Annotated in this window: 23 protein-coding genes, 1 tRNA gene and 1 pseudogene; 11 read left to right on the plus strand and 14 right to left on the minus strand. The window is 58.3% G+C overall.

Going from position 1 to position 25,640, the window contains the following annotated elements; all coding sequences use genetic code 11:
* Nucleotides 1-39 precede the first annotated feature (39 nt).
* Complete coding sequence (gene recG / locus ACZ5IL_RS13795) at nt 40-2,139, plus strand: ATP-dependent DNA helicase RecG (protein ID WP_464592261.1); 2,100 nt, start codon at nt 40-42, stop codon at nt 2,137-2,139.
* 96 nt (nt 2,140-2,235) lie between these two features.
* Here recG and ACZ5IL_RS13800 read toward each other — a convergent pair whose 3' ends face one another.
* Together ACZ5IL_RS13800 and glmS are read right to left on the minus strand one after the other, a co-directional pair.
* Nucleotides 2,236-3,009, minus strand: coding sequence for a DUF502 domain-containing protein (locus ACZ5IL_RS13800; protein WP_464592263.1), 774 nt, complete (start codon nt 3,007-3,009; stop codon nt 2,236-2,238).
* A 104-nt stretch (nt 3,010-3,113) separates the two neighbouring features.
* Entirely contained in the window at nt 3,114-4,940 is a 1,827-nt protein-coding gene (gene glmS / locus ACZ5IL_RS13805; RefSeq protein WP_464592264.1) for a glutamine--fructose-6-phosphate transaminase (isomerizing), read from the minus strand.
* A gap of 425 nt (nt 4,941-5,365) precedes the next feature.
* Here glmS and ACZ5IL_RS13810 point away from each other — a divergent pair, with 425 nt between their 5' ends.
* Nucleotides 5,366-5,551, plus strand: a complete 186-nt coding sequence (locus ACZ5IL_RS13810; protein ID WP_464592266.1) for a hypothetical protein — start codon at nt 5,366-5,368, stop codon at nt 5,549-5,551.
* A gap of 158 nt (nt 5,552-5,709) precedes the next feature.
* Here ACZ5IL_RS13810 and ACZ5IL_RS13815 read toward each other — a convergent pair.
* Nucleotides 5,710-6,465 (minus strand): annotated as a pseudogene (locus ACZ5IL_RS13815) (IS5 family transposase).
* A gap of 698 nt (nt 6,466-7,163) precedes the next feature.
* Between ACZ5IL_RS13815 and ACZ5IL_RS13820 the strand changes: the two are divergent.
* A complete protein-coding gene (locus ACZ5IL_RS13820; protein WP_464592268.1) occupies nt 7,164-7,370 on the plus strand; it encodes a hypothetical protein in 207 nt (68 codons plus the stop codon).
* A gap of 57 nt (nt 7,371-7,427) precedes the next feature.
* On the opposite strand, the gene ACZ5IL_RS13825 is transcribed toward ACZ5IL_RS13820, so the two are convergent.
* Together ACZ5IL_RS13825 and ACZ5IL_RS13830 are read right to left on the minus strand one after the other, a co-directional pair.
* Nucleotides 7,428-7,616, minus strand: coding sequence for a hypothetical protein (locus ACZ5IL_RS13825; RefSeq protein ID WP_464592270.1), 189 nt, complete (start codon nt 7,614-7,616; stop codon nt 7,428-7,430).
* Between the two features lie 175 nt (nt 7,617-7,791).
* Complete coding sequence (locus ACZ5IL_RS13830) at nt 7,792-8,292, minus strand: hypothetical protein (protein WP_464592272.1); 501 nt, start codon at nt 8,290-8,292, stop codon at nt 7,792-7,794.
* Nucleotides 8,293-8,394: 102 nt separating this feature from the next.
* Between ACZ5IL_RS13830 and ACZ5IL_RS13835 the strand changes: the two genes are divergently transcribed.
* The 3 genes from ACZ5IL_RS13835 (at nt 8,395) to ACZ5IL_RS13845 (ending at nt 9,488) form a co-directional block, all read left to right on the plus strand.
* Nucleotides 8,395-8,580, plus strand: coding sequence for a hypothetical protein (locus ACZ5IL_RS13835; RefSeq protein ID WP_464592274.1), 186 nt, complete (start codon nt 8,395-8,397; stop codon nt 8,578-8,580).
* A 25-nt stretch (nt 8,581-8,605) separates the two neighbouring features.
* Nucleotides 8,606-9,109, plus strand: a complete 504-nt coding sequence (locus ACZ5IL_RS13840; RefSeq protein ID WP_464592276.1) for a hypothetical protein — start codon at nt 8,606-8,608, stop codon at nt 9,107-9,109.
* A gap of 67 nt (nt 9,110-9,176) precedes the next feature.
* On the plus strand, nt 9,177-9,488 hold the full coding sequence (locus tag ACZ5IL_RS13845) for a hypothetical protein (RefSeq protein ID WP_464592278.1): 312 nt from the start codon (nt 9,177-9,179) through the stop codon (nt 9,486-9,488).
* Nucleotides 9,489-9,856: 368 nt separating this feature from the next.
* On the opposite strand, the gene ACZ5IL_RS13850 is transcribed toward ACZ5IL_RS13845, so the two are convergent.
* Nucleotides 9,857-10,060, minus strand: a complete 204-nt coding sequence (locus tag ACZ5IL_RS13850; protein ID WP_464592280.1) for a cold-shock protein — start codon at nt 10,058-10,060, stop codon at nt 9,857-9,859.
* A gap of 203 nt (nt 10,061-10,263) precedes the next feature.
* Between ACZ5IL_RS13850 and ACZ5IL_RS13855 the strand changes: the two genes are divergently transcribed.
* Nucleotides 10,264-11,163 carry a hypothetical protein gene (locus tag ACZ5IL_RS13855; RefSeq protein WP_464592282.1) on the plus strand — a complete coding sequence of 300 codons (900 nt, stop codon included), beginning with the start codon at nt 10,264-10,266 and terminating at the stop codon, nt 11,161-11,163.
* Nucleotides 11,164-11,938: 775 nt separating this feature from the next.
* Here ACZ5IL_RS13855 and ACZ5IL_RS13860 read toward each other — a convergent pair.
* Together ACZ5IL_RS13860 and ACZ5IL_RS13865 are read right to left on the minus strand one after the other, a co-directional pair.
* Nucleotides 11,939-12,679 (minus strand): hypothetical protein, encoded by a 741-nt coding sequence (locus ACZ5IL_RS13860; protein ID WP_464592284.1) that lies wholly within the window; start codon nt 12,677-12,679, stop codon nt 11,939-11,941.
* An 11-nt stretch (nt 12,680-12,690) separates the two neighbouring features.
* Nucleotides 12,691-13,701 (minus strand): hypothetical protein, encoded by a 1,011-nt coding sequence (locus ACZ5IL_RS13865; protein WP_464592286.1) that lies wholly within the window; start codon nt 13,699-13,701, stop codon nt 12,691-12,693.
* A 271-nt stretch (nt 13,702-13,972) separates the two neighbouring features.
* On the opposite strand from ACZ5IL_RS13865, the gene ACZ5IL_RS13870 reads away from it, so the two are divergent.
* The 4 genes from ACZ5IL_RS13870 to ACZ5IL_RS13885 are packed head-to-tail and all read left to right on the plus strand — an operon-like array spanning nt 13,973 to nt 15,583.
* Nucleotides 13,973-14,461, plus strand: coding sequence for a hypothetical protein (locus tag ACZ5IL_RS13870; protein WP_464592288.1), 489 nt, complete (start codon nt 13,973-13,975; stop codon nt 14,459-14,461).
* Between the two features lie 25 nt (nt 14,462-14,486).
* Complete coding sequence (locus ACZ5IL_RS13875) at nt 14,487-14,963, plus strand: tyrosine-type recombinase/integrase (RefSeq protein WP_464592290.1); 477 nt, start codon at nt 14,487-14,489, stop codon at nt 14,961-14,963.
* Nucleotides 14,875-15,366 carry a site-specific integrase gene (locus tag ACZ5IL_RS13880; protein ID WP_464592292.1) on the plus strand — a complete coding sequence of 164 codons (492 nt, stop codon included), beginning with the start codon at nt 14,875-14,877 and terminating at the stop codon, nt 15,364-15,366. Before ACZ5IL_RS13875 ends, ACZ5IL_RS13880 begins: the two co-directional genes overlap by 89 nt.
* Nucleotides 15,326-15,583, plus strand: coding sequence for a tyrosine-type recombinase/integrase (locus ACZ5IL_RS13885; RefSeq protein WP_464592293.1), 258 nt, complete (start codon nt 15,326-15,328; stop codon nt 15,581-15,583). Before ACZ5IL_RS13880 ends, ACZ5IL_RS13885 begins: the two co-directional genes overlap by 41 nt.
* A gap of 76 nt (nt 15,584-15,659) precedes the next feature.
* Here the strand turns inward: ACZ5IL_RS13885 and ACZ5IL_RS13890 are convergent.
* The 6 genes from ACZ5IL_RS13890 to ACZ5IL_RS13915 all read right to left on the minus strand — a co-directional run bounded on the left by ACZ5IL_RS13890 (nt 15,660) and on the right by ACZ5IL_RS13915 (nt 25,622).
* A tRNA-Cys gene (locus tag ACZ5IL_RS13890) sits at nt 15,660-15,733 on the minus strand.
* 101 nt (nt 15,734-15,834) lie between these two features.
* The gene (locus ACZ5IL_RS13895; protein WP_464592295.1) at nt 15,835-16,560 is read right to left on the minus strand and encodes a tRNA-uridine aminocarboxypropyltransferase; all 726 of its coding nucleotides are present in this window, start codon (nt 16,558-16,560) and stop codon (nt 15,835-15,837) included.
* Between the two features lie 48 nt (nt 16,561-16,608).
* Nucleotides 16,609-19,704, minus strand: a complete 3,096-nt coding sequence (locus tag ACZ5IL_RS13900) for an efflux RND transporter permease subunit (protein WP_464592297.1) — start codon at nt 19,702-19,704, stop codon at nt 16,609-16,611.
* Nucleotides 19,704-22,826, minus strand: a complete 3,123-nt coding sequence (locus tag ACZ5IL_RS13905; protein WP_464592299.1) for an efflux RND transporter permease subunit — start codon at nt 22,824-22,826, stop codon at nt 19,704-19,706. Before ACZ5IL_RS13905 ends, ACZ5IL_RS13900 begins: the two co-directional genes overlap by 1 nt.
* Nucleotides 22,827-22,891: 65 nt before the next feature.
* Nucleotides 22,892-24,217, minus strand: coding sequence for an efflux RND transporter periplasmic adaptor subunit (locus ACZ5IL_RS13910; protein ID WP_464592301.1), 1,326 nt, complete (start codon nt 24,215-24,217; stop codon nt 22,892-22,894).
* Nucleotides 24,207-25,622: an efflux transporter outer membrane subunit gene (locus ACZ5IL_RS13915; protein WP_464592302.1), complete on the minus strand. Its 1,416-nt coding sequence runs from the start codon at nt 25,620-25,622 to the stop codon at nt 24,207-24,209. Before ACZ5IL_RS13915 ends, ACZ5IL_RS13910 begins: the two co-directional genes overlap by 11 nt.
* Between the last annotated feature and the right edge of the window lie 18 nt (nt 25,623-25,640).

The following is a 25,640-nucleotide window of genomic DNA, read 5'->3' on the forward strand; positions in this document are numbered from 1 at the left end:
GGCTTGCAACCGATCCAGTTCATTTCGTCGAGTCGCTTGATGCGCCCTGCGCTGCTCAATCCGCTCTTTGTACCGGTGACCAGCCTGTCCGGCGTCGGCCCGAAGCAGGACAAGCTGTTCCGGTATCTGCTCGCGCGCGATGAAACTCCGCGCCTGATCGATCTGCTGTTTCATCTGCCTGCAAGCGTCGTCGATCGCAGGGCTCGGCCCAAGATTCGCGACGCCGTCCCAGGCACTATCGTAACGCTGGAGGTGACCGTCGACCGGCATCGCCCCGCGCCGCCCGGGCGCTCGCGCGCGCCGCATCTGGTCTATGCCAGCGACGAGACCGGGGATGTCGTACTGACCTACTTCCGCGCCCAGCCCGGCTACGTCGAAAAGCTGCTTCCCATAGGCAGTAAGCGTTATGTGTCCGGTACGGTTCAGACGTTCGACGGTGCACTTCAGATCGTGCATCCCGATCGTGTGGTCGATGAGGCGGGACTGGCAAAGCTCTCAGGCATCGATCCCGTCTATCCCCTCACGGAGGGCCTGGCGCTGGGCTCCTTGCGGCGCGCCATCGCGGGCGCCTTGCAAAAGCTCCCCGTTTTGCCCGAATGGATCAGTCCGGACATTTTGCGCCGGTGCAGCTTCCCGCCGCTTCAGGAAGCGCTCCATCGCGTTCATCTCCCGTTGGAATTGACCGATATTCTGCCGGAAGGCCGGTTCTGGTCACGCCTTGCCTTCGACGAACTGCTTGCCGGACAACTCGCGCTGGCACTGGTGCGCGCGCAGCTTCGCCGGCCGGCTGGAAGCCGACACGCCGGCGACGGACACCTGCGCAACAGGATCATCGACGCGCTTCCCTACGCCCTGACCGCATCTCAACAGCAGGCGGCTGCCGCGATCAGCGACGACCTGCGGCAGCCGGTGCGGATGCTGCGGCTGCTTCAGGGAGATGTCGGTTCGGGCAAGACGGTTGTCGCCCTGCTCGCTGCGGCGGCGGTGGCCGAAGCCGGCAAGCAGACGGCTTTGATGGCGCCGACCGAGATCCTTGCCCGCCAGCATATCAAGACCATCGCGCCGCTGGCCGAACAGGCCGGCCTGCGCGTTGCGATCCTGACCGGCCGCGAGAAAGGCAAGGAACGGCGCGAGATCACGGAGCGCCTCGCCAAAGGCGACATCGACCTGCTTGTCGGCACCCACGCATTGATCCAGACCGATGTCGTGTTCAAGGCGTTGGCACTTGCGGTGGTGGACGAACAGCACCGGTTCGGCGTGCGCGAGCGTCTCGCATTAACCGCCAAGGGCGAGGCCGTGGATGTTTTGGTGCTGAGCGCGACACCGATTCCGCGCACGCTCGTTCTCACTTATTTCGGCGACATGGACGTCTCCGAATTACGCGAAAAACCCGCTGGCCGGCAGCCGATCGATACCCGCGCCGTCCCCGACAACCGGTTGGACGAGGTGATCGATGCCGTCGGCCGCGCGGTGAAGGCCGGTAAGCTGGTTTACTGGATCTGTCCGCTAGTCGAGGAATCTGAGACCGTCGATCTGACCGATGCGGAACAGCGCTTCGATAGCCTCAAGGCACGCTTCGGTGACAAGGTCGGCCTTGTTCACGGCAAGATGCGGGGCCTCGAGAAAGATCGCGTGATGGCGCAATTCGCGGCAGCCGAAATCAATCTGCTGGTCGCGACAACCGTTGTCGAGGTTGGCGTTGACGTGCCGGCGGCGACCATCATGGTCATCGAGAACGCCGAACGCTTCGGTCTCGCGCAACTGCATCAATTGCGGGGACGGATCGGTCGCGGCTCGGAACCCTCGACGTGCCTTCTGCTTTACCGGGAGCCGCTAGGAGAAATGTCCGCCGCCCGGTTGCGGGTGATCCGGGAAACCACAGACGGCTTCCGTATCGCCGAAGAGGATCTGAAACTGCGCGGCGAAGGCGACGTGCTCGGCACCCGTCAAAGCGGCCTGCCCGGCTATCGCATCGCGCGCTCCGATGTCCACGCGCAACTCATTACGTTGGCCCGCGACGAAGCCCTGCGCATTCTGAAGCAAAATCCGAATCTCACGGGTGCGCACGGCGAAGCGTTGCGATGCCTGCTGTATCTGTTTGAGCGTGACGAAGCCCTGCCCCTGCTCGGCGCGGGTTAAGAGCGTTTTCGAGCGAAGTGGGCACCAGAAAACGCGTCAGATCGAAATCATAGAGCCCCGCTCTTGACTCTGTCAGAAGCGGAAAGGCTCCAAGCGTCAGTCAACCTTTGCAGCCGTTGTGGGCGCAAGGCTCGACGTATTTGCAGCGCGCGCCGCTTCGGCCATTCCTGCGAGAGCAGCGAGCTTCTTCTGCGAGTCGGAATTGGGCTGAACGACGCCGGCAGACATGATCAGAGTTGCCGCCTCCTCCGTGGTCATGTCGATCTCGACGACCCTGCTCTTGGGCACGTAGAAGAAGAAACCTGTCGTCGGGTTGGGGGCGCAAGGCAGGAATACGGAAATATGTTCCTCCTGAGCGGGGAGTCTGGCGGCAACGTTCGTGCTTGGTACTTGCGAAATGAGCACAATGGACCACATGCCGGGCGACGGAAATTCAACCAAACCAACTCTGCGGAGGCTCGATCCGGATCCGGAAAAAAGCGTTTCAAAGACCTGCTTGAGTCCACGGTAGATCGCCCGCACCACAGGCATCCGGCCGAGTACTTTTTCGCCAAGATCGACCAGTGTCCGGCCGATCAGGTTGGCTGTCAGGAAGCCGAGCATCGTCAGCGCGAACACGGCAACGATCAGGCCTGATCCCGGCAATACGAAAGGCAGATACGTTTCAGGCCGATATGCGATCGGGACGAATGGCCGTACCAGGTTGTCGACCCAGTTTACGAACCACCAGGTCAGGTAGAGCGTTATGGCCACCGGGCCTGCGACAATCAGTCCGGTCAGAAAGTAATTCCGGAATCGCGCGATAAGCCCGCGAGGCATATCCGGATGGTGGTCGCCTGGTACGCCGCTCGAAGGGTTGTCACGCGTCATCGTGGTTCCAGATCAAAGGACGTCCAAAAGGCTGATATCCGCTCATATAAGCATTCTTGCAAACTTTGCATGCCGCGTGATGGACCGCCCTGCGGTCTTCTATCTTATTCGACGGTGACGGATTTTGCCAGATTGCGCGGTTGGTCGACGTCGGTCCCCATGACGACTGCGGTATGGTAGGCCAGCAACTGCATTGGAATCGCATAGACCAGCGCAGCAAAAGTGGCTGCCATATCGGGCAGGATAATCGTCACCAGGGACTCGATGGTCGCCTCCGCCGCCCCCTTCGCGTCGGTCATGAGAATGATGTTGCCGCCCCGCGCCGCCACCTCTTGCATATTGGACACTGTCTTTTCGAAAACGCGATCATGGGGCGCGATCACCACCACAGGCATGTTCTCGTCGATCAGTGCGATCGGTCCATGTTTGAGTTCGCCCGCGGCGTAACCTTCCGCATGGATGTAGGAGATTTCCTTGAGCTTGAGCGCTCCCTCCAGCGCGAGCGGGTAGCTGGTGCCGCGTCCGAGATACAAGACGTCCCTGGATTTGGCGATCTCGCGGGCGAGTCTGTCTATCTGCGGTTCGGTGGCGAGCGCTTCCGACATCAATCGAGGAATTTCGATCAGTCCATGCACGAGTCGGGCTTCATCTTCTTCGGATAATTCGCCGCGCGCCTTGCCTGCGGCGATCGCGAGAGTTGCAAGCACCATCAACTGGCAGGTGAAAGCCTTGGTCGATGCGACGCCGATCTCCGGACCTGCCAGCGTTTGCAGCATCGTCTCGCTTTCGCGTGCGATCGTCGACGTCGTGACGTTGACGATTGAGAGCGTGTGCAGTCCATGCTGCTTCGCATATCGCAGCGCGGCGAGCGTATCGGCGGTTTCACCGGATTGCGAAATGAAGATCGCGAGATCGCCTTCGCCCAGCGGCGCTTCACGATAGCGAAACTCGGACGCTATATCGATTTCGACGGGAAGCCGAGCTAGGCGTTCCAGCCAATATTTGCCGATGTAGCCGGCATAGTTAGCGGTTCCGCATGCGATGATCGAGACCCGCTTGATCTCGCGAAAATCGAAGGGGAGATCCACTGGAAGCGATACACGCTCGGTCGCCATGTCGACATAGCGGGCCAGCGTGTGTCCGACCACCTCAGGCTGTTCGTGGATTTCCTTGGCCATGAAGTGGCGATAGTTCGTCTTATCGACCAGAGAGGTCGAAGCGCTGTGCTTGACGACCTCGCGCTGAACGATGGTGTTGCATTGGTCGTAGACGATCGCGCCGTTGTGCGTCAAAACAGCCCAGTCACCGTCTTCGAGATAGCTGATCGAATCGGTGAGCGGCCCGAGCGCAATCGAGTCCGATCCCAGATACATTTCGCCGTCGCCATATCCGATCGCCAGCGGAGGTCCGTTGCGCGCACCGATTAGAATGTCATCGTTGGCTGCGAAGATAAAACCGAGAGCGAATGCACCGCGAAGCTGCGACAACGTGGCTTTGACCGCCTCTACCGGATTGACGCCGGCGGCAAGATAGCCATCGACCAAGTGTAGCACTGCTTCGGTATCGGTTTCAGTTTCAAAAACCGCTCCTTTTTTCTGAAGCTTCTCACGCAGTTCGCGAAAATTTTCAATGATGCCGTTGTGAACGACGGCCACGCGCTCGGTTGCGTGCGGATGTGCGTTATTCTCGGTCGGTCTGCCGTGCGTTGCCCAGCGTGTGTGTCCGATTCCGACCTGCCCGATCAGCGGCTCGGTCAGCAAGCGGCCGGCCAGGTTTCGCAGCTTGCCCTCGGCGCGACGACGGGCCAAATGCGCTCCTTCTAGTGTCGCAATGCCGGCGGAATCGTAACCGCGGTATTCGAGACGCCTGAGCGAATCAACCAATTGATCCGCCACTGGACCGCGCCCCAAAATCCCTACAATGCCGCACATGCGGATCATATCCCCAAAAATTCAGAAAATTGCGAAAGACGGGGCCCTCTTAACGAAAACCCGGAACGTACGGAAACAATAATTATTGCCGATTGCGACAGTGTTAAATCGGCCGGAGCACAAACCGCCGGCGTACAAATGTCCCCTGCATTTCAAGCATTCAGCTGGCCGTCTTCTTCGTGAACGAAGCATGTCTCGTAAGAAACGGGAGCCCCGGCGGCGACCTAGCCACTGGTAAGCATTCGATAACCTTGATTGTTTGCGAGCCGACAATCCGCGGCCTCGAGGATGCGCGCCGAGTGCCTCTTGTGGCAGGCTAAAGGCCGTTTGGCAATTTAACGCCTGATCGAAACAATTTTAGCAGTTTCTGCAACGGGAGCCCAAGTCCCTTTTGTCACTCTGTGTGCATGAGCAGTGAGACGTACATGAGTGAAGTCGAGTTTGATCGATTGCTTAGCGCAGTGAGCGCGGTGATCGCTCCGCGCATCGAAGAAGCCGCGCAGCCGGATATCGACCACACGCGTTTCATCAGGCCGCTGCAAGCCGCCAACGACAATGAAATCGCATGGCCGCTCCTTCCTTTCCCCGAGGGATGGAACGGTGCCTGCTGAACTGCATTAAACTGGACCGACGTATCGGTAAAATAGAATATCTATCAATTAGTTGTCTTAAGACTTTGATTGTGTTTTTGAGGCCACGACCGGAATTGAACCGGTGTACACGGTTTTGCAGTTCTAACCACCTCATATCTAGGCTCAGGACTCATTGATCAGAGCCAAAAGATGACGGCTGCAGCGATGCAGATGGCAGACATGAAGGTATGTGAGCATCGATCGTAGCGGGTGTGGATGGCGGCGCCAGTCCTTGAGCCTGCCGAACGCATTTTCGATCTTGTGTCGTTGGCGATAGAGCATGCGGTCATGTTCGATCGGCTTTGCGCGGCTGGCCTTCGATGGGATGCAGGCCGTGATGCCGCGGGCCGCGAGCGGCTGGCGGAACCAGTTGGCGTCGTAGCCCTTGTCGCCAAGCAACTGCTTCCCGGGCGGCAGCGCATCGATCATCAAGGCCGCCCCCTTATAATCGCTCATCTGGCCTTCGCTGAGCAGCATGATGACAGGGCGTCCCTGACCGTCGCAGACGGCGTGCAGCTTGGAGTTCAAGCCGCCCTTCGTGCGCCCGATACATCGGGGAACAGGTCCTTTTTTAAAAGGCTGGCGGCGGTGCGATGCGCCTTCAGATGCGTCGCATCGATCATCAGGAGAGAGGGCTTGCCACCTTTGCGTGCCAGCTCGGCAAAGATATTGTTGAACACGCCGAGCCGGCTCCAGCGCACGAACCGGTTATAGATCGTCTTATGCGGACCATAGCCGGGCGGCGCATCGCGCCAGCGCAGACCGTTTCTGATGACGAAGACGATGCCGCTGATCACCCGTCGATCGTCAACCCTCGCAATCCCGTGCGACAGCGGAAAATACGGCTCAATCCGGCGCATCTGAGCCTCCGACAGCAACAACAAATCGGCCATGGCGATGCCCCCCAAACATCGCCATTGAATCAACCCGCCAGTCCTCTCGCAACAGATTTAATGGGTCCTGAGCCTAGTTGTAGCCGGATGTACCTTTGCCTCCATTCTAGTTGAGAAATACCGGCTCGCCAACTGAGCTAAATACCGTTCTATCTCCTCCTGTACTCAGTGGTCCGGTGGCAATCATGGTGGCAATTGGAACCCCGCTCAGTCGGTGCCGTCAATTTTCGTGGATACACAATCCTGCCACTCAGCCTCTACGGCCATGACCCGAATCGAATGCTGCCTGTGCTAGCGCGATCCTGCGCTAACGGAGGCAGTCATGGATTCCATTTCATCGCCACCCACCGCGAGCCGCCGCGAGCCAGATCAGATACGTCTGCCGGAGCGGCTCCGCCAAAAATCGAAAGAGCTGGACCCCTTACGAAATAGAACTGATCAAGCAGCACTTTCCAAATAGGAAGAAGCTTGAGTCACGCCTGCCTCATCGAACGTGGATCGCCATCCGCAGTCGGGCTGGTGACTTAGGGTTGAGGAAGAAACAGCATCGTTGGCTTGCGTGTGACGTGAGCAGGCTCAGGAAGATGTGGTCCTCTGGCTCTCCAAGATCAGAGATCGAAGCGGCCCTGCCCGGATATTCTTGGCATCAGATCAGGATGCAAGCTCAAGCACGCCGCTTCCCTCGACCTGCTCGACCCATGATCAATTCCGGTTATCCGGTTATTGACCAGATCAAACTGCGAGCTCGGGAGCTCAACATGTCGATGAGAGACATCGACGAACTTGCTCGTAGTGGCAGCTATTTCTATTCCGCCGCCTGGCGTCAAAATAGTAGACCAAATCCGAAGCACATTGCCAACGCGATAGCCGCTCTCGATGGTCATATCGAAGCAGTATGGCACTAAGATAAATTGTCCGGGCAAACCCGCCGGTGATGAGCCGGCGGGCATGACTCGACCCCTTCACTTGCGGAGGGTCAGCACATTTTCGGGAAGCGGATCGACCTGCTTTGGCATCAAGAATTGCTCTACGATTTCTCGCGTGGCCTCAATGACAAGCAGGGCGTCGCTTATATTGTCCGGCAGCTGGGATGCCAGCGTGAGGGCGTGCCGCTTGTGCCAGTTGCTTACGGCAACGGTCATATCGGTCATGACGGCACCTCCGATCCGCACAGAATGGCCATGGCCTCATCTTGGGTTGCTTGATCGGCTTGCAGCAAGGCCACTACGATTTCCAATATCCAATTGTCCTCCTTCGTCCGTTCGCGTGGTGGCTTGGCGAAAAGGTCGTTGAGGTCACATTTTCGGGCCATATTTTTTGATCGCGTCATGGCGCCACCTGCCCGATTTCTAAGTCGCTAGCATCGCCCCAAGCGCCAGTACGGGTCCAGCCAAGGCTGGGCTCATAGTCGCCGGATTCCGGCTCAGCGTCGAAATCCTCGTCGCATCCAGCATCATCGACGGCCGCATCTTCGTCGCCGTCAAAAACGTCCTCGCCAACGATGCCTTCTGACTCATCCAGGAAGGTGAGCAGTCGCTGAATCGCATCGGCAGCTTCTTGCCGGAGTCGGATCAGTTCAGATAACGGATGCCCCTCCATTGCCGCTCGAGCAGCGTAATCCATCTCTCCCCAGAGTGGATCTTGGTTCGCCCTATTGTCGATCGACGGCGGGAAAACCGGTGACGGCGGCGAAGCCGTCTTAGCGGCGATGATCTGGTAGCGGAGCCGAATTGCCGGCGAGAACGCGTCGACAGCGGATAGCAGGTTATTGTTGATTGCAGACGTGTTTGTGGGTGGCGTGCTATGCACGCGGTTAGCCTGGGTCATTGGATTTTCGGTCCTCGTGGCTCGGGTTAGAGCCGGGGCGGAAGCTGAACCCTTCCCCTCGGCTTGCTTTTGTGGTACCCCATATTTATGGCAAAGTCAATTATGGGTACCCCGAAAAAGAAGCGAGGCCGTCCTCCGACCACGGGCAGGGGAACGCAACTTGGTATGCGCTGGCAGGACGCCGAATTGTCGGCGATAGATCAGTGGCGCGAAGCCCACGATATATCCACCCGCTCCGAAGCCATCCGCCGCCTCGTAGAGATCGGGCTGAAGGCGAAGGGGAAATAAATCAACCTCGCACGCTGCAGGAGCGATGAGAAAATCTGCGAAAAAGATCGCGAAGAAGCGTAGCGGACGCAGGAAAGAAGAGGCGCCCGTTCGGCACGTCATCGAATTCACCGACTGGGAATTCGATTATATGTTCGGCATCGACCCACCAGGAAAGTTCAGCGACGGTCCGTATATGGACTATCGGCACTTGAACGCCAAAGGCAAATTGCTCCGACCATTAAACCTGCATCCGGACTTTGCGGAAGTAACGCTCTTCCCCGATCATCGCCTTTCTGACGTGGAAGTCAGACGGAAGCACGAACCAGAATTCGTGGGAGTAATTTCGCATTGGGGGAAGGACTACCGAGTGAATCTGCATTTTCCCGCAGACATCTTCGGGCGCATCCTTCAGATGTTGATCGCCGGAAGATATCGCTATGTGGTAATTGACGCTGTCAAAAGCAATCGAGGAGAGGCCCTCGTCCAGAGTTTCAGATTTACAGGCGCGTGGGACGATGAGGATGATGCCACCGGCCGTGACAAATGAGCTAGTCCCGCCGTTCCGAAGCCATTCGCCGCCTTGTAGAGATCGGGTTAAAGGCGAGGAGGGATAGATGAGCGAACCTACGGATTCTGAGCTAACTACGATCTTCCTCGTTCTGAACGAAGGCAGCGCAGATGAGCATGGTGTGCGCCTAGGCACCGTAAACTTATCGTCGGAAGACGAGCGTATGCAGGAATTGATCGGGACCCCAAAAGTGTATGGCCTGGTCCAGGAGGCGCTAACGGCAGCGGGCGAAACAGTGGGCGCTGAGAGTTGCTTTGCATTCATCCCGGCTACCGACGAGGAGCGTAAGGCTTGGGAACAGGAGCGCCTGGGCACTCGCGAGGGTGTGTACTTTCTGCCCTATGAAGCGAGTAAATAGCCGCCGCGTAGCGGGTAACGTTAAGGACGGATGCGAGTTGGACGTTACCTCTCCCGCCCATATTTCTGGTGGATGGATCCGACGCCCAAAAAGTCTTTTGACGTCTACCGCAACAAGAGCCGCCCCTCGGTACGCTTGGCAATCAGACCTGGCGCTAAGCTGCCTCCCCAGTTTCCGGCAAAAGATTGGGTCTTGATCAGCGAGCGCGAGAGCTCCACGGTGCATTCCGACGCAAGGTTGGACATAGCCGTTAAGGGCTATTGCTATTTCGAGGTCATCAAGGGATAGGGCAACGCGGAAAAGCAAATGACCCGAAGCTTACTCCGGGCCATCCACATCGCGAGCGAGCGTACATCCGGCTCAGCTCACTAACCTATCCGCAGGTTCTCCGCGCTCTCTTTGCCGCGGTTCGCGACAACTTCGTAGGACACCTTAGCGCCCTCTGCCAGGCCGGTGAATCCTGCCTTCTCCACGGCGGAGATATGGACGAAAACGTCCTTGCCGCCGTCGTCAGGCTGAATAAAGCCATAGCCCTTTTGCTCGTTGAACCACTTCACAGTACCAATCGCCACGTTAGTCTTCCCCAAAACGTTGAAGTGCGATTACAGACCTAAGCCGGGACGAATGCAAGACAATAGGCTGGCGGAAGCAGTGTACTGCGCGATTGGCAGCCCGAGATAGAACACCCCGCCGAAGCGTTGTTGAGGGTATAGTTTCTAACCCCCTCATTTATTACCGAAGAGAGAGAAACCGAGGGAGCCGTGGAGTCCGCGAGATGCTACGAATATTTTCTGTTTTTACAGTTTTCACATTGTCGATCGCTTCTGCCTATTCAGGAAACGATTACCCAATCACGGGAGGTTGGGCGCTTGTTCAGCCGTCCTCACCCGATCTTCAGGAGCGAGCTTGCGGGGCCTTCGAACAGCTGGGGTTAGCAAAAGTAACGGGTGACGCCATTGGCGGAGGAGAACTGATTGTCTTTCATGGATCCAAGCGTCACAACTTTGGTGGGTATGCCGATGACATCACTCCAAATATCTCGATCCGCCGCTTATCGGACAAGCAGTTTGATGTTGTGGATCGCTGGAATAGCGACGGCGAGGGCGGAATTGCTCCGGGGCCAAAGCGGCGTCGATACACTCTGACGATTGTTGACACTGATACGATCGAGATAAAGGAGGGAAAATACAATCCAACGCGATACGTCAGATGCACTTCATCTGCTAAAGGGACTGCAGATGACAAGACAGACGAGCTGCTTAGATCTGCAAAAATTGAATTGCCATCTGTGATTGCGGCCTCGATAGGTGATGCTCGTCAGGACTGCGATCTAAAATCAGTCACACCGGAGGCAATTAAATCGATCGACCTGAATGGAGACGGCATCAAGGATTATATAGTCGACTACGGAACCCTAGGGTGCCACTCATTCTGTGGATCGGCCGGGTGTATCCATGAAATTTGGGTTTCGAAGGATGCGGGATTCGTGCGCAGTCTAAATACAAATATTCAAAGTATCGACCGGTTCGAGCCGCACGAATCGGGCAACGATGTCATCGTTGGAATGCACGGATCGTCTTGCGGCCGAGTTGGCTCCGACACATGCTACTTTCGCCTGCATTGGGACAAATCAAAGCTAACGCAACGGCAGATCACGAAACCTACAGCTCATTGACGGCAGGTAAACTGAACCGAGAGGTGGTTTCCGCGCCGCTGATTGGCGAAGGCGAAGTGAGTAGCCCCAGCAGATAGAAAACCCCGCCGGAGCGGGGGCTTCGTCCTATCTGGACTAACTACCTTTTCGGCGTCGGACCATTCGATAAACGCCATAAGCAGCAAGCAGCGGTAGCCCGGCCGCCCCCATCAAAGGCCCCGGAGCTCCGTGGACGCCGCCAGGCTTCAAATCGGGGGTAGAGCCAAACAAATCGGTTGGTGAGCCCCCACTAGAGTACACTACGCCTGCCCCGGCAGAGACGACCACGGCCGCTGCAACAATGCCCCAAAAAGGTTTGGTGCCAAGGAACTCCGGGGTATACCACGACATCTGCGTCTCCCAATTGGTGCGAGCTCTCAACGCACCATAATTGAGAATATGAAAGTCGCTTCAACTTGGTTGATATATCATTAATTTGCACGCTAACGCCTTAACCGGGCCCCGGCCGCCCTGAAGCCATCCGCCGCCCTGTAGAGATCGGGTTGAAGGCGAAGCGATAGCTGTCAATTCCTTGCCGGGGCGCTTTCTATAGCGCAGGACTCCCCTACCCAGGCACGCTGCCGTAGGGTCATCCCGTTGCAAGGGTTCTTATCGTCTAAACATCACTCTTCTTCGTTACGACCTTAAGGTCATCACGATGTAAACGATCCATAAGATAGAACAGCCCAAGCGAACTTCACTGCCTGGATTGTCGGCCACCCCTCCGAAGCAAACGCAGAAGTCTGGCGCTTTGGTATTAGCACGTAGCGATTTCGTCGACCGCGCCCGGTAACATCCATTCCGGAATTAGCTCACCGAGACTTCCATCAATCAGCTTGCCGACCTCATCAGGCCAACGATGCACAATCTGGCTCGAAAAGCCATCGTGCGTCAGAGACGCTAGTTCAATGAAACCCCCGCAGCCGAATGCCGGTGGCCCCTTTTCCGGGTCGGGACCGCGGCTGTCCGGTCGGCATGCCGCAACCCAGCGAGCAGCTAGCATTGATGGCGACTTCTGCATCTCGTCGGCATTAAGACGAAATCGATCGACGTATTCGTCGCGTGGAACCACGTTGGTCCAAAAATTTTCAACAGGAACCAGCGAATAAGCCGCGAACTCGTCGACCTCCGAACTGCCCGCTACCTTCTTTTTCCAATTGCTAATGCGGTATAGCTCGAACGCTTGCCGATCGTCCGAATAACCAGCGATCGCAACCGTGGAATCCGGCGTCCGGCCGAACAGCGTCCACTGCACCATGCAATCGGTCGCGAAACGAAGGTCGTCGGCAATGCCGAGCAGCATCTCGTCGAAAGACCGGTACTTGTGACCCATGACTTGCCGAAGCGCGAGCGACAGACCGCCGGCGCCGACCTGGGCAATGAGGCAATTCAGATGGATCAGGGGTTCGATCTTGGACGTGATCCCGCGGACGATACCCTTGTCGTCATAGGTGATGCCGTCCGAAGCAACGGCGATGCCGTCTGTTCCCTTCGCCATCACGACAACGCTCATGCCGGCAACCCGACACATTCGGGACCTGCACATTCACCACCGGGCGACATGACCAATCCTCCGTTTGCGAAGCCTGGGATACGGCCACTGTTCAGTGCGGCAAGCAGTTTTCCGTACTTCGACGTTGCTTCGGCATTCATAACGAACTCACCGGGCGAGAGTCGCGCTAGGATACTGTCAGAGCGCAGCCCGCCGGAGCCGGTTACGACGCCGCCGCCCGCAAACTTCGGAAACGACTGACTGCCCACCTGGATCGATCCCACGGCACCGCCATCGGCGAAGCCGAACAGGCCGCCGAGACCGCTTTGCAGGCCGCGCATCAGTGGGGCAACGATGGTCATCTTGATGACCATCTCTTCGATCGCGCGGGCCGCTGTTTTGGCGAGATCGGCAAAGCCATGGCTCACGCTTTTCGTGCCGTCAAAGATATCCGCAAGTCCAGATACGACGCCGCCCTGCAGCGAAGATGCGACGTCACGCATGGCGCCGTTGAAGCGCAAAGCCGCGGCTTCACTCGAGGCCAGCGCGCGCGGGACATCGTCGCCATACACTCCGCGCAGTTGCTGCGCGATCGCGACATTCTCCTGCGACAGCAATACCGTGTTTCTTCCGAACTCAATGCCACTGTTGACGCGAGCCCTCGCCAGCGCCTCGCTAGCCTGACCGGCTTTTTGAGCGAGCTCATTGATCTTGTCGATCGTGGCTTGCGTCACAGGTATGCCGGCCTGCTGCGCAGCGGTAAGCAGTTCGGCCTTCGCTCGATATTCTTCGAGCGCGGACGCGCCAAGGCCGACAGCGGCGGCGTCCGCCTGCAGTCGGGATGTATGCTTAGCGATAGCCTCGGTTGCCCTGTCGAACTCGTTCTTTTCCGCCGCCTTGTCGTCAGCGGGATTCTTAGACGTGTCACCGCGAACAATCGACTGTATGTCGGTTGCCTCGCGCATCCCCTTCGCAATGTTGGCGTGGTTCTGTAGCGCGAGCCGCAGCTTGGCGTTTGCCGCAATCATACCGATCGCTGCCGGGTCGCTTGAAATGCCCAGCGATGCCTCTGAGGCGGCGCGCGATTCTGGGGTCGTGGTCGCCTTGGTGATCGAGTCCCAGATGGACGCGTTGCCGATGCGGTTTGCGAACCAATCCGGAACCTGTTTCAGCGCTGAATAAAGCTGCGTCGCATATCCAACAGCCGCCGCAAGGTCTTCCGTGATTCCCGCGATCCCCTTGCGTCAAGAATAAATGTCGATATAAATTAACCCTGTGGACGACATTGGAGTACGTGGTGTGAAGAAGGCGAAAGCGAAGAAGGGCAAGGTCGGAAGGCCGGAAGGCCGACGTCCGGTATTGGCCCTGCGCCTCGACCAACAGATCTATGACCAGTTAACTGCCGCTGCAGCTACGGCCGGTCGAACCGTTGCTGAAGAGACGGCACGGCGGCTCACAGAATCGTTCAAGAATGAAGATGCGCTGGGTGATGCTGAAATGCAGCGGGTGGCGACCTGGATGGCGTCAACATTCTCGTTCACCGGACAACGGACGGCGATAGCGAATGGCCATTCCGATTGGACCCCGCGGGATTGGTTACGCGACCAAGACTGCTATCGTTCCGCCTTGATAGCTTTGACGGCAGCACTGATTGACGGACTTCCCAAGCCGGCAGCAGAAGAAAAAGAGCTTGTCTTACTGTCACTTCAAGGTCGCGTTGCTACCGGCCTTATTCAATCAGGTGAGCTCAAAATCAAATTTGAGGACAAGAATGACCGGACACGTTAGGCGCCGGGGCGCGCGATCATGAGAATTGAAATACGACGTCGGGACCGATAGCGGAGGAATTCGCAAAACCCGCTACGTCAGCTTCAAGGGCACTAAGCGGGATGCTGAAATTGAGCTCGCTCGGCTGATCGCGCAAAATGCCGCCGGAGATGGGATTGATCCGTCCCGCGCCACGGTCAGCGACTTTATCGAAAGATGGGAGCGGGATTGGGCCACAGCGAATGTCGGACTGAAGACCCTCGAGCGATACAGGCAACTGCTCAAGCTATATGTAAAGCCGCACCTTGGCGCGCTACGATTGCAGAAATTGCAAGCCGTGCACCTTAACGAGCTTTACTCCACCCTCCTTCGATCAGGAGGTAAAGGCGGCCGGGCGCTGTCAGCAAGATCAGTCGGGCACGTTCATCGGGTCCATGCATCGCGCGCTCGGTCACGCCGTGACCTGGGGGCTGGTTTCACAAAACGTGGCTTCGCGTGTCGGGCCGCCGCCTGTGCCCGATAAGGAAATCCAGATCCTGACCGAAGAGCAGATCGGCGAGCTCTTGCGCCACCTTCAAGGCAGAACCCTCCGCCCTATTGTTTCGTTTTTGCTGGGAACAGGCGCGCGCCGCGGGGAAGCCCTCGCCCTCCGTTGGAAGGATGTCGACCTTCAGAAAAATACGGTTCGGATCGAACGGTCCCTAGAGCAGACCAAAGGCAGCCTTCGGTTCAAATCGCCCAAGACGAAGCTGGGTCGCCGAAATATCTCGATTTCGCGCTGGCTTGCTGCGGAACTGAAGAGTCACCGGGCGCGCCAGGACGAACGACGGTTATCCATAGGGGTCGGCAGGGCGCCGGGCGATTCGCTAGTGTTCGCCCGCTGGGATGGCGAGCCGGTTAAGTCAGGATTTTGCCAGCGCTATTGATACGCTCAAAATCGACTGCACCCTACACGGCTTGAGGCATACCCACGTTTCGCAATTGATCGCCTCCGGCCTCGACGTCCTAACAATTAGCCGCCGGATTGGTCACGCTTCCCCGGCGATCACATTAAACGTCTACAGCCACATGTTTTCCAACACGGACACGCGCGCCGCTGAGATCATGGACGCGACATTCGCAAAGGTTCGCAGCACGGAATAGGAACGAATTTGCTACCTTCTCGGTGGCAATTCGGTGGCAGTAATGCCGGAGCATTGCTGTAAGTTATTGAAATGATTGGAGGCCACGACCGGAATTGAACCGGTGTACACGGTTTTGCAGACCGTTGCGTAACCACTCCGCCACGTGGCCCCTCGAATCCGGATCAATATAGAGCATCCTCTGCTTAGGCAACCTGCTCTCTGCAGTCCGCGAGCTTCTATGGTTTGATGGTTCTGGCGCCAGACGACGGGTCAGACGCGCTGGCGCCGATTCCAGCGGCGTTTTGGTCCGGGAGCAAGTTCGGGCATCCTACCCTGCACCTCCTGATATCTTGTCAACATCCCGTCGAAGCTGGCAAGCAATGTCGTCTCGATGTCAGGCCGACCTTCGAGGTTAGCGAGCATTATCGCCGCGGCCTCGATCGTGGCGAGTCCGTCGCGGCGCGGCTCCCTGCGCAGTTTGCCGTAGCGAGAGGTCCAACCGGGTGCAAGAACAACGCGCTGGCACTTCAACATCCACGGGTTGCGCCACCACAGCGCCTTGGCCTGGCTCCAAGTACCATCGAGCAGCACGACGCCCTCAATATCCGCAAGAGCCGCGCGTTGATCGGTCTCCATCTGGCCGTTGCGATTGATGGCGACGATGGCACGGTCGGTATTGGAACGATCGACCCTGACCGAGCCAAGGTAAAGCACCGCCCAGCGCGATAGGTCATGCACCGGTCGGCCCAACGCCCTGGACAGACTGGGCCAGGACAGACCGATCTTCAACACGGCGTCCTGGAAATGTAGCGCGGTTAGCCGAGCAGTTCCGAGCGCCTTATCTTGCTCCTGTGGATGCTGCAGAAGAAGCAGCGAAGTCCGGATTTTGATCGGCTTAATGCTGTCGCAAACGCATAACACTGCCAATTTGTGACAGCGCTGGCATTGCGGGAGCGCGTCACGTCCTGCAGTGGAGCTCTCGGGGGTGCTGGACATTGCTCGCTATACGCCGCGCCGATCCAGCCCGCAACAACGATCGCTTCTCTATTCGGCCGGCGCCGCAGCGGGTACGGCCTCGCCTCGTCGTCGCAACCGGTCGATCAGAAGGTAGATGACCGGAGTCGTATAGAGGGTCAAAATTTGTGAAACGAGAAGCCCACCGATGATGGTGATTCCGAGCGGTCGTCGTAGCTCCGTGCCGGGACCGACCGCGAGCACCAGCGGTATCGCAGCGAAAAGCGCGGCCATGGTGGTCATGATGATTGGCCGAAAGCGTACGCTACAAGCCTCGAAGATTGCGTCCGCGGATGATAATCCGCGTTGGCGCTCAGCATCCAGCGCGAAATCGACAATCATGATGCCATTTTTCTTGACGATGCCGATGAGGAGAATGATGCCGACAAATGCAATGATCGTCAGTGGCGTGTTGGTGATCTGCAAGGCCAGAAGTGCTCCGAGTCCAGCGGATGGCAGGGTCGAGATGATTGTGAGCGGATGAGCGAGGCTCTCGTAGAGAACCCCGAGCACAATATACACTGCGGCAAGCGCACCGAGAATCAGTAGTGGCTGCCGTCCCGACGTTTTGCGGAAATCGGCCGCGTTGCCCTCGAAGTTTCCGCGAATACCCTCGGGCATGTGCAACTCATCGACAGCGCGTTGAATATTGGCGGTAGCGTCCTGAAGTTCCACGCCCGGTAACGTGTCGAAGGACACCGTCATCGACGGAAACGACTGTGAATGAACAACAGCGAGCGGCGACAGATCACGCTGATAGTGAGCGACGGCAGACAGCGGCACCTGAACTCCGTTGGCTCCCGCAACAAAGATGCGATCGAGGTTGGATGGGTCTTCCTGAAGCTGTGGATCAATTTCCAAGATGACCTGGTATTGATTGCGCTGGGTATAAACTATCGAAATCTGCCGCTGCGAGAACGCGTTGTTGAGTGCGTTGTCGATATCCTGAACCCTGACTCCAAGGCTGGATGCCTTTTTCCGGTCGATGGACACGGTCAGTTGCAGACCACCTGCCTCGCGGTCGCTTGACACGTCAGTAATTCCCTCGACCGTTTGCATGCGCTTGGTGACAAGGGGTGCCCACTTCTGCAACAACTCGAGGTCAGTACTGTAGAGCGTGTATTGGTAGTTTGAATCGCTCTGGCGTCCTCCGCTGCGGATGTCCTGGGCGGCGAACATGAGCAGCCTGATGCCTGATAGGTTGCTAAGATTTCGGCGCATCCGGTTGATCACCTGCGGGGTCGTTAACTTCCCCCGTTCGGCGGGCGGCTTCAGGATGATGTACATGAATCCTCGATTTGAGCCTCCGAGCTGGCCGCCGCCGATGGAAGAGCCGATTCCCTGTACGGCAGGATCTGCCATGACGATATCCATAGCGCGCTGTTGAAGACCGAGCATGGACTGAAAGGAAACGTCGGCTGACGCGTGGGTGATACCAATTATGAAGCCGCTGTCGTCGATCGGAAAATAACCCTTCGGTGTCTTGATATAGAGAGTCACCGTCAGGGCGATAGTCGCAAAAAACACCAGCAACGTCAGGGCAGGAAAGCGGAGCACAACGCGCAGCGTGCGCGTATAAAACGCCACGATTCGCGAAAGCAGGCCTTCAACCAGCCGGTCGAACCGGGTCGCATTCGTGGACGTGGTGCCTTTGATGTAGTGAGCGCAGATCATCGGCGTCACCGTCAACGACACGATCGTTGACACAACGATCGCGAATGTGAGTGTGAGCGAGAACTCCCGCAACAGCCGGCCAGCAACGCCATCCATAAAGATCAATGGCACGAATGCGGCGATCAACGACAGGCTGATTGAGAACACGGTAAAGCCGATTTGCTTTGCTCCTTCGACCGCCGCCCGGTAAGGCGGCAAACCCTGCTCGAGATTGCGGTACATGTTCTCGATCATGACGATGGCATCATCGACCACGAAGCCGACCGAGATGGCCAGCGCCATCAGGGACAGGTTGTCGATGGAGAAACCTGCCAGCCACATCCCGACGCATGTACCAGCCAGCGCCAACGGAACTGATATGCCGGCCGCAACAGTTGGCGTAAGGCGTCGAAGGAACGTAAATACTACCACCATCACCAGAAAGGCGGTGGCCAACAGCGTCCATTCCATGTCCTCAACGCTTGCCCGGATCGTGCCGGTGCGATCAACGATGATGGATACGTCGACACCGCCAGGAATCCATTTCTTGAGTTCGGGGAGCAGCGCCCTCACCCGGTCGACAGTGTCGATGACATTGGCGTCGCCCTGCTTGGTGACCTGGATTAACACCGCGGGCTGCTTGTTGAACCAAGCGATCGAGCGGCTGTTTCGCGTGGCATCCTTGACATCGGCCACGTCCGAGAGCCGAACGAAATTCCATCCTGAATTCTTTATGATGATGCCGCGAAATTCGGCTGCCGTCCGCATCTGCCGGTTAGTCGACAGCGTCTCGCTCTGGCGGTCGCCATTGAAAATTCCGACTGGGCCAAGTGGATTGGCGTTCACGATCGCGGTCCGGACATCATCGGTCGAGATGCCTGCGTTTGAGAGCGCGACCGGATTGAGAGCGATCCGCACAGCCGGCTGATCAGCTCCACTCACGGAAACCTCACCCACCCCCGGAACCTGCGAAACGCGCTGAACAATAACGGTATCAGCTACGTCATAGAGGGCGCTGGTCGACATGGTCTTTGATGTCAGCGCCAGAACGAAGACGGGTGACGCAGAAAGGTTGGCCTTGCGGAATTTCGGCAATGTCGGCAGATCTGTCGGCAGATCGGCGAGCGATGCGTTGATCGCCGCTTGCACGTCGCGTGCCGCGTGATCGATGTCGCGCCCAATGGCAAACTGTAATTGAATGCTCGTGGCGCCCAATGCGCTGGTGGATGTGATCTGCTCGAGGCCGGCGATCTCACCCAGGCGGCGCTCCAGCGGCGCGGCAACGGTAGCAGCCATCACCGACGGCGACGCGCCCGGCCGGTTCGCCGACACTCTGATCATCGGGAAATCGACATTGGGAACCGAAGCTACCGGAAGGACGGCGTAAGCGACGACTCCAAGAAGAAACAGGCCAATGGCGAGCAGCGTGGTACCGACCGGTCTTCGAATGAACGGCTCGGAGATCGAGGCCATTATCTTATGTCCTCGGTCGCACCTGGCGGCGACTTCGGACCGCCGGTAGGAACGGCTTGCTCGATTCGCTTGTTTAGCCGATCAAGCCCCAGATAGATTACCGGCGTGGTGTAAAGCGTGAGTAACTGACTGAGCAGCAAGCCGCCGATGATCGAGATGCCCAGAGGAAACCGCAACTCCGAGCCGGTGCCGCTTTCAATCGCCAGCGGCAACGCGCCGAACAGCGCTGCCAGCGTCGTCATCATGATTGGTCTGAACCGGAGCAGACACGCCTGCACGATGGCATCGGTCGAAGACATGCCTTGACGGCGTTCCGCCTCGAGCGCGAAGTCGATCATCATGATTGCATTCTTCTTCACGATACCCATTAGAAGAATGATGCCGATCAGACCGATAACCGACAGATCCTGTCCGAATAGCATCAAGGCGAGAATGGCGCCGATACCCGCCGAAGGCAGTGTTGAGAGGATTGTAATGGGATGAACATAGCTTTCGTATAATACGCCCAGCACGATGTAGATCGTGACCAGTGCGGCCAAGATCAGCCAAGGCTGACCGGCAAGCGCTTTCGAGAATTCCGCCGCATCGCCCGAAAATATGCCGACGATACTAGAGGGCATGCCGATGCGGGTTTCGATGATCTTGACCCGGTCTATGGCGTCGCCCAGCGCTTCGCCCGGGGCGAGATTGAAGCTGAGCGAGAATGCGGGGAATTGCGCCTGATGAGAGATTGCCAGTGGCGCCGTCGTCCTGGTCAGCGTCGCAACTGCAGATAGCGGGACCTGAGCGCCGGCAACACCCGGCAGAAAAAGCTTGGAAAGGATTGAGGGGTCGTTCTGATACTGCGGCAAGGCTTCCAACACGACACGATACTGGTTGGCCTGTCCATAAACGGTCGATATCTGCCGCTGAGCAAAGGCATCGTTCAAAGTGTCGTTAACAGCTTGAAGGCTAACACCGAGTTGACCGGCGCGTTCGCGATCGATGTTCAGCGCGGCTCGAAGACCTGCGTCTTGCGCTTCCGACGATACGTCCCGAAATAGTGGATCGCGACGAAGTTCCTTGACCAGTTTTTGGGTCCACTCCGAAACGTGGGCTGCGTCCGTTCCCGTCAGGGTGTATTGATAAAGCGAGCGGCTGGTCCGCGTGCTGATCTGAATATCCTGCACCGGTTGAAAGTAAACCGCCATACCAGGGATCGAAGCTACGCGCGTCTTCAAACGCGTGATAATTGCAGCGACGTCGTCACGGCGGTCACTCCGTGGCTTCACCGTCATCACCAGACGGCCGACATTCGTGGTCGGATTCACCGAACCGGCACCGATGACGGATACAACGCCCACGACGTCCGGGTCCTCCTCGAGGATGCCTGCTACCTCGGCTTGACGCTTTCCCATTTCGGCAAAGGATACGTCTGGACCCGCCTCAGTTACGGCGGTTATCGACGCCGTATCTTGCAGAGGCAGGAATCCCTTTGGCGCGACGACATAGAGCAACATTGTTGCGACGACCGTCGCAAAAACAACGAGTAGCGTTGCCCGCTGATGCTGAAGGACCCATAACAACGTCCAATGATAGAATGCGACAAGCCGATCAATACTGCGGTTGACCGCCGCCAACCCCGGAATCGGAGCTCCTTCCTCCGAGTGTTTTAGCAGCCGGGAGCACATCATCGGCGTCAGAGTAAGCGACACCACGGCGGACGTGACGACCGCGATTGTCAGTGTCAGAGCGAACTCGCGGAACATTCTTCCGACCAGCCCGGACATGAACAAAAGCGGGATAAACACCGCGATTAGCGAAACCGTCAGCGAAATCACCGTGAAGGCAATCTCACTCGCGCCCCGGAGCGAGGCCTCCATGACGCTCTCGCCGTTCTCGATGTGTCGGACGATGTTTTCGATCATCACGATGGCGTCGTCGACCACGAATCCGGTGCCGATCGTCAGCGCCATCAGCGACAGGTTGTCGAGGCTGAATCCGGCGAAATACATGATGCCGAAACTGGTAATCAGCGACAACGGCAGCGCCACGCCCGCAATCAACGTCGCCCGGAGCGAGCGCAAGAAAAGCAGCACGACAAGCGTAACGAGGACGATGCTGAGAATGAGCGTGAACTGCACGTCGTGGACCGATGCGCGGATTGTCACGGTCCGGTCGCTGACGACGGTCAGTTTGACACCGGCCGGAATTGCTTTCTGGACCTTCGGAATCTCCTCCCGGATCTGGCGGACGACCTCGATAACATTGGCGCCGGGCTGGCGCTGGATATCGATGATGACCGCCGGCGTTCCGTTATACCAGCCGCCGGTGCGCTCGTTCTCCAGTCCGTCGACGATCCGGGCGACATCGCCAATCGTGACCGGAGAGCCGTTGCGATAGGCGATAATGATCGGCCTGTACGCGTCGGCCGTTGTGATCTGGTCGTTCGCTGCGATCGTATAAGCTTGCTGTGCGCCGTCCAGCGCCCCCTTGGGGCCAGAAACGTTGGCGTTGGCGATCGCGGTCCGCAAATCCTCCATTGAAATGCCGTAGGCGGCCAGCCGCGAGAGATCGGCCTGGACGCGCACCGCAGGCTTCAAGCCTCCAAGCACGGAAACGCGGCCAACGCCTGAAATCTGACTGAGGCGCTGGCTCAGGATGGTGTCCCCAATATCGCTCAAGGTACGCAGCGAGACCGTGTCGGACGTCAGGGCGAGCGTTATCACCGGCGCATCGGCAGGATTCACCTTGGCATAAACGGGCGGGTACGGCAGGTTTTTCGGCAGTACTCCCGCGGCAGCGTTGATGGCCGCCTGCACGTCCTGTGTCGCGCCGTCGATGTCCCGATTCAGGTTGAACTGTAAGGAAATCTGACTGAGCCCGAACGAGCTTGTCGATGTCATCGACGACAGCGACGGGATCTGCCCGAGTTGACGTTCCAGCGGCGCTGTCAGTAATGACGCGACCACATCGGGACTGGCGCCTGGGAGCTGAGTCCTCACCTGCACTGACGGGAAATCGACTTGCGGCAGCGCAGAGACCGGCAACGCCCAATAGCCGAGCGCGCCTCCGATCATCAGCGCGATCCCGAGCAAGGAGGTTGCAATCGGACGACGAATAAACGGTTCCGAGACACCCATGTCTAAATCAACTCGTCTGGCAGCGCACTGCCGTGGGTTCGCTTCTCAGTGCCGTGCCTCCGGAATCATGGCCGAGCCTTCGATCCGCCGCCAGAACTCCGCTTGCCGCGACGCTCACTGTTGTCGCCGCCTCGGCGAGCGCCGTGCTCATCGTGCCGCTTCTGTGGCGCGAGATCGGCCGTCGGCGCCTGATCGTTCTGACTGATCGTCACCTTTGCTCCGTCGGAGAGATTGGTAAATCCAGCCGTGACCACGCGATCAGTAGGACCAACTCCCTTGGCGATCACAGCGTCCTTTTCGTCCTGCTGCTGCACCGTCACTGGTTTGGCCGTTACGATGTCGTCGTCTCCGATCACGTAGCTGAAGGTTCCGAGCGGACCGCGCTGCACCGCCGACGTCGGTATCACCGTCGCCTGTAATAGCGTTTCAACCTTGATCCGCACGTTTACGAATTGGCCTGGCCAGAGCTGAAAATGCTCATTTGGAAATTTGGCTCTCAGCCTCAACGTGCCGGTCGTCGGATCGACCTGATTATCAATACCGATCAGCTCACCCGTGTCGGCTACTGTTGTGCCGTCGTTTCCGAATACATCGACTTCGATGGCACCCTTGGCTGCTGCTGCATTCACCCGTGTAATTTGCTGTTGCGGAAGGCTAAACTGGACGGAGATAGGCTGAAGCTGCGTAATAACGACGAGTCCGGTCGTATCCGTGGTGTTGATGATGTTGCCACGATCGACCTGGCGCAAGCCGACGCGACCGGAAATCGGCGCGACGATCTTGGTGAAGCCGAGCATCGCTCCCGCGTTGTCGATCGCGGCCTGATCGGCCTTGACCAGCGCCTCCTGCTGAGCAACGACCGCCTTCTGGGTATCTGCCTGCTGCTTCGAACCGGCATTGGAGACGGCCAGCTGCTGGTAGCGTTTCAGATCGAGGAGCATATTGGCAAGTTGCGCTTCGTCCTGGGCCTTCTTCGCGACTGTCTGATCGTACTGGGCCTGGTAGATCACGGGATCGATTTCGCCCAGCACATCGCCCTTCTGAACATCCTGGCCTTCGGTAAAATTGACGGCGATCAGCTTGCCGTTGACCTGTGAGCGTACAGTAACGGTGTTCAGAGCCCGCACCGTTCCGACGCCGTCGAGGTAGACCGGCACGTCCTGGATCCGCGGCGTTGCAGCCAGTACGGGAATTGCACGATCGGAATGTTCTCGACCTTCATCACGCTTCGTTTGCTCAAACGCGATCCAGCCAAGATAGGCGAGTCCTCCGAGGATCAGAAGCGTAATGACGATCCACACCGGCCGCCGCCGGCCGCCGGCCGCCGCCTGGCCAGGTATCCTTTCGCCGGCTGCTTTCGCGGTTTCGTCGAGACCCGGTTTAAAGAGCATTGCCAGCCCTTTCGATCCTCGGCTCCCAACCGCCGCCCAGGGCTTGATAAAGGCTCACGATTGCCTGTAACCGCGCAAGCTGCGCTTGCGATAGGACGTCTGCCGCCTGAAACATTGTCAACTGCGTGTTCAGCACGATGATGATATCGGCGGTGCCAGCCTGAAGCTGCTGCTCGGAGAGCTCAAACGCCCTGCGCGAAGCTGCCACGACCTCCCGCTGCAGGCGCAGTCTTTCGGTGGTCTGACGCACAGCAGTCAGCGCAGTGTCGACATCGGCGAACGCCGAAACCACCGTCTTGCGGTAAGTCTGAAGCAGCTCGTCCTGTTTTGCCCTCGTGGTTTCGAAATTGCCGAGGATTCTGCCGCCGTCGAAGATCGGCTGCGTCAATCCGCCGGCGAGGTTGAAAAATGCCGCCTGGGGCTGGAACAACGCGACAAGCGCCGGGCTCTGGTAGCCGCCCTGCGCGGTCAACTGAATGCTCGGAAAAAACTGCGCCCGCGCACTGCCGACATTCGCGGTAGCCGACGCGAGTTGCGCCTCCTGACGGCGGATGTCCGGGCGCTGGGTCAACAATTCGGACGGCAGTCCCGGAGTCACACGTGGCGCGGTGATCTGGTTGAGCGAACCGCCCTTGACCTGCACGCTTTCCGGTGGGCGAGCCACCAGTGTTGCGAGCGCGTTGATGTTCTGTGCAAGCGTCTGCCGAAGCGGCGGAACGGTCGCGCGCTGATTCGCCAACACGCTTTCCTGCTGCGCCACGTCGAGGTCGGTTCCGGTACCGGCACTCAGCCGCTGTTTGAGTGCATCCAGGATACGCACGGCGCTGGCGATATTGCGCTCGGCGACGCGAATCCGGTCTTGTGAGGCAAGGACCTGAAAATAGGCATTCGCGACGCTGGCGAGCGTCGTCAGCGCGACCACATCGCGGTCAAAGTGGCTGGCGCTGGCCGTCTCGACCGCGGCCAACGCGGCATCGCGGTTTTTGCCCCAGAAATCGATTTCGTAGCTGGCGGCGCTCAACGTGCCTGAGTAGTTTACGATCTCCCGGCCCCGATTTGTCAGGCCGCTTAAGCTCGACCCCGACGTACGGAAATAGGATTCCTGTCCCCCGATGCTGACGCTCGGTAATAGCGCCGCACTCGCTATCCGGGCTTGCTCGTCGGCCTGGACGATCCTTGCCGCCGCCGCTGCGATATCGAGATTGACGGTCTGGGCTTCCTCCATCAGGCCGGTCAATTCAGGAGAACGAAAACCACGCCACCAGTCGAGCTTCGGCAGTGCGTCGGCCCTGGTCGTCTGCGCAGCCTTATACCCGCTAGGGATCTCCAGCGCCGGATCCGGAATATCCGCCGTCAGAATGCAGCCAGCCGACAACGCGGCCGCCGCCAACACAGGGAGAAGCATAGCGGAACGCCAAATCCA

It is taken from the genome of Nitrobacter sp. CN101 (assembly GCF_055390255.1).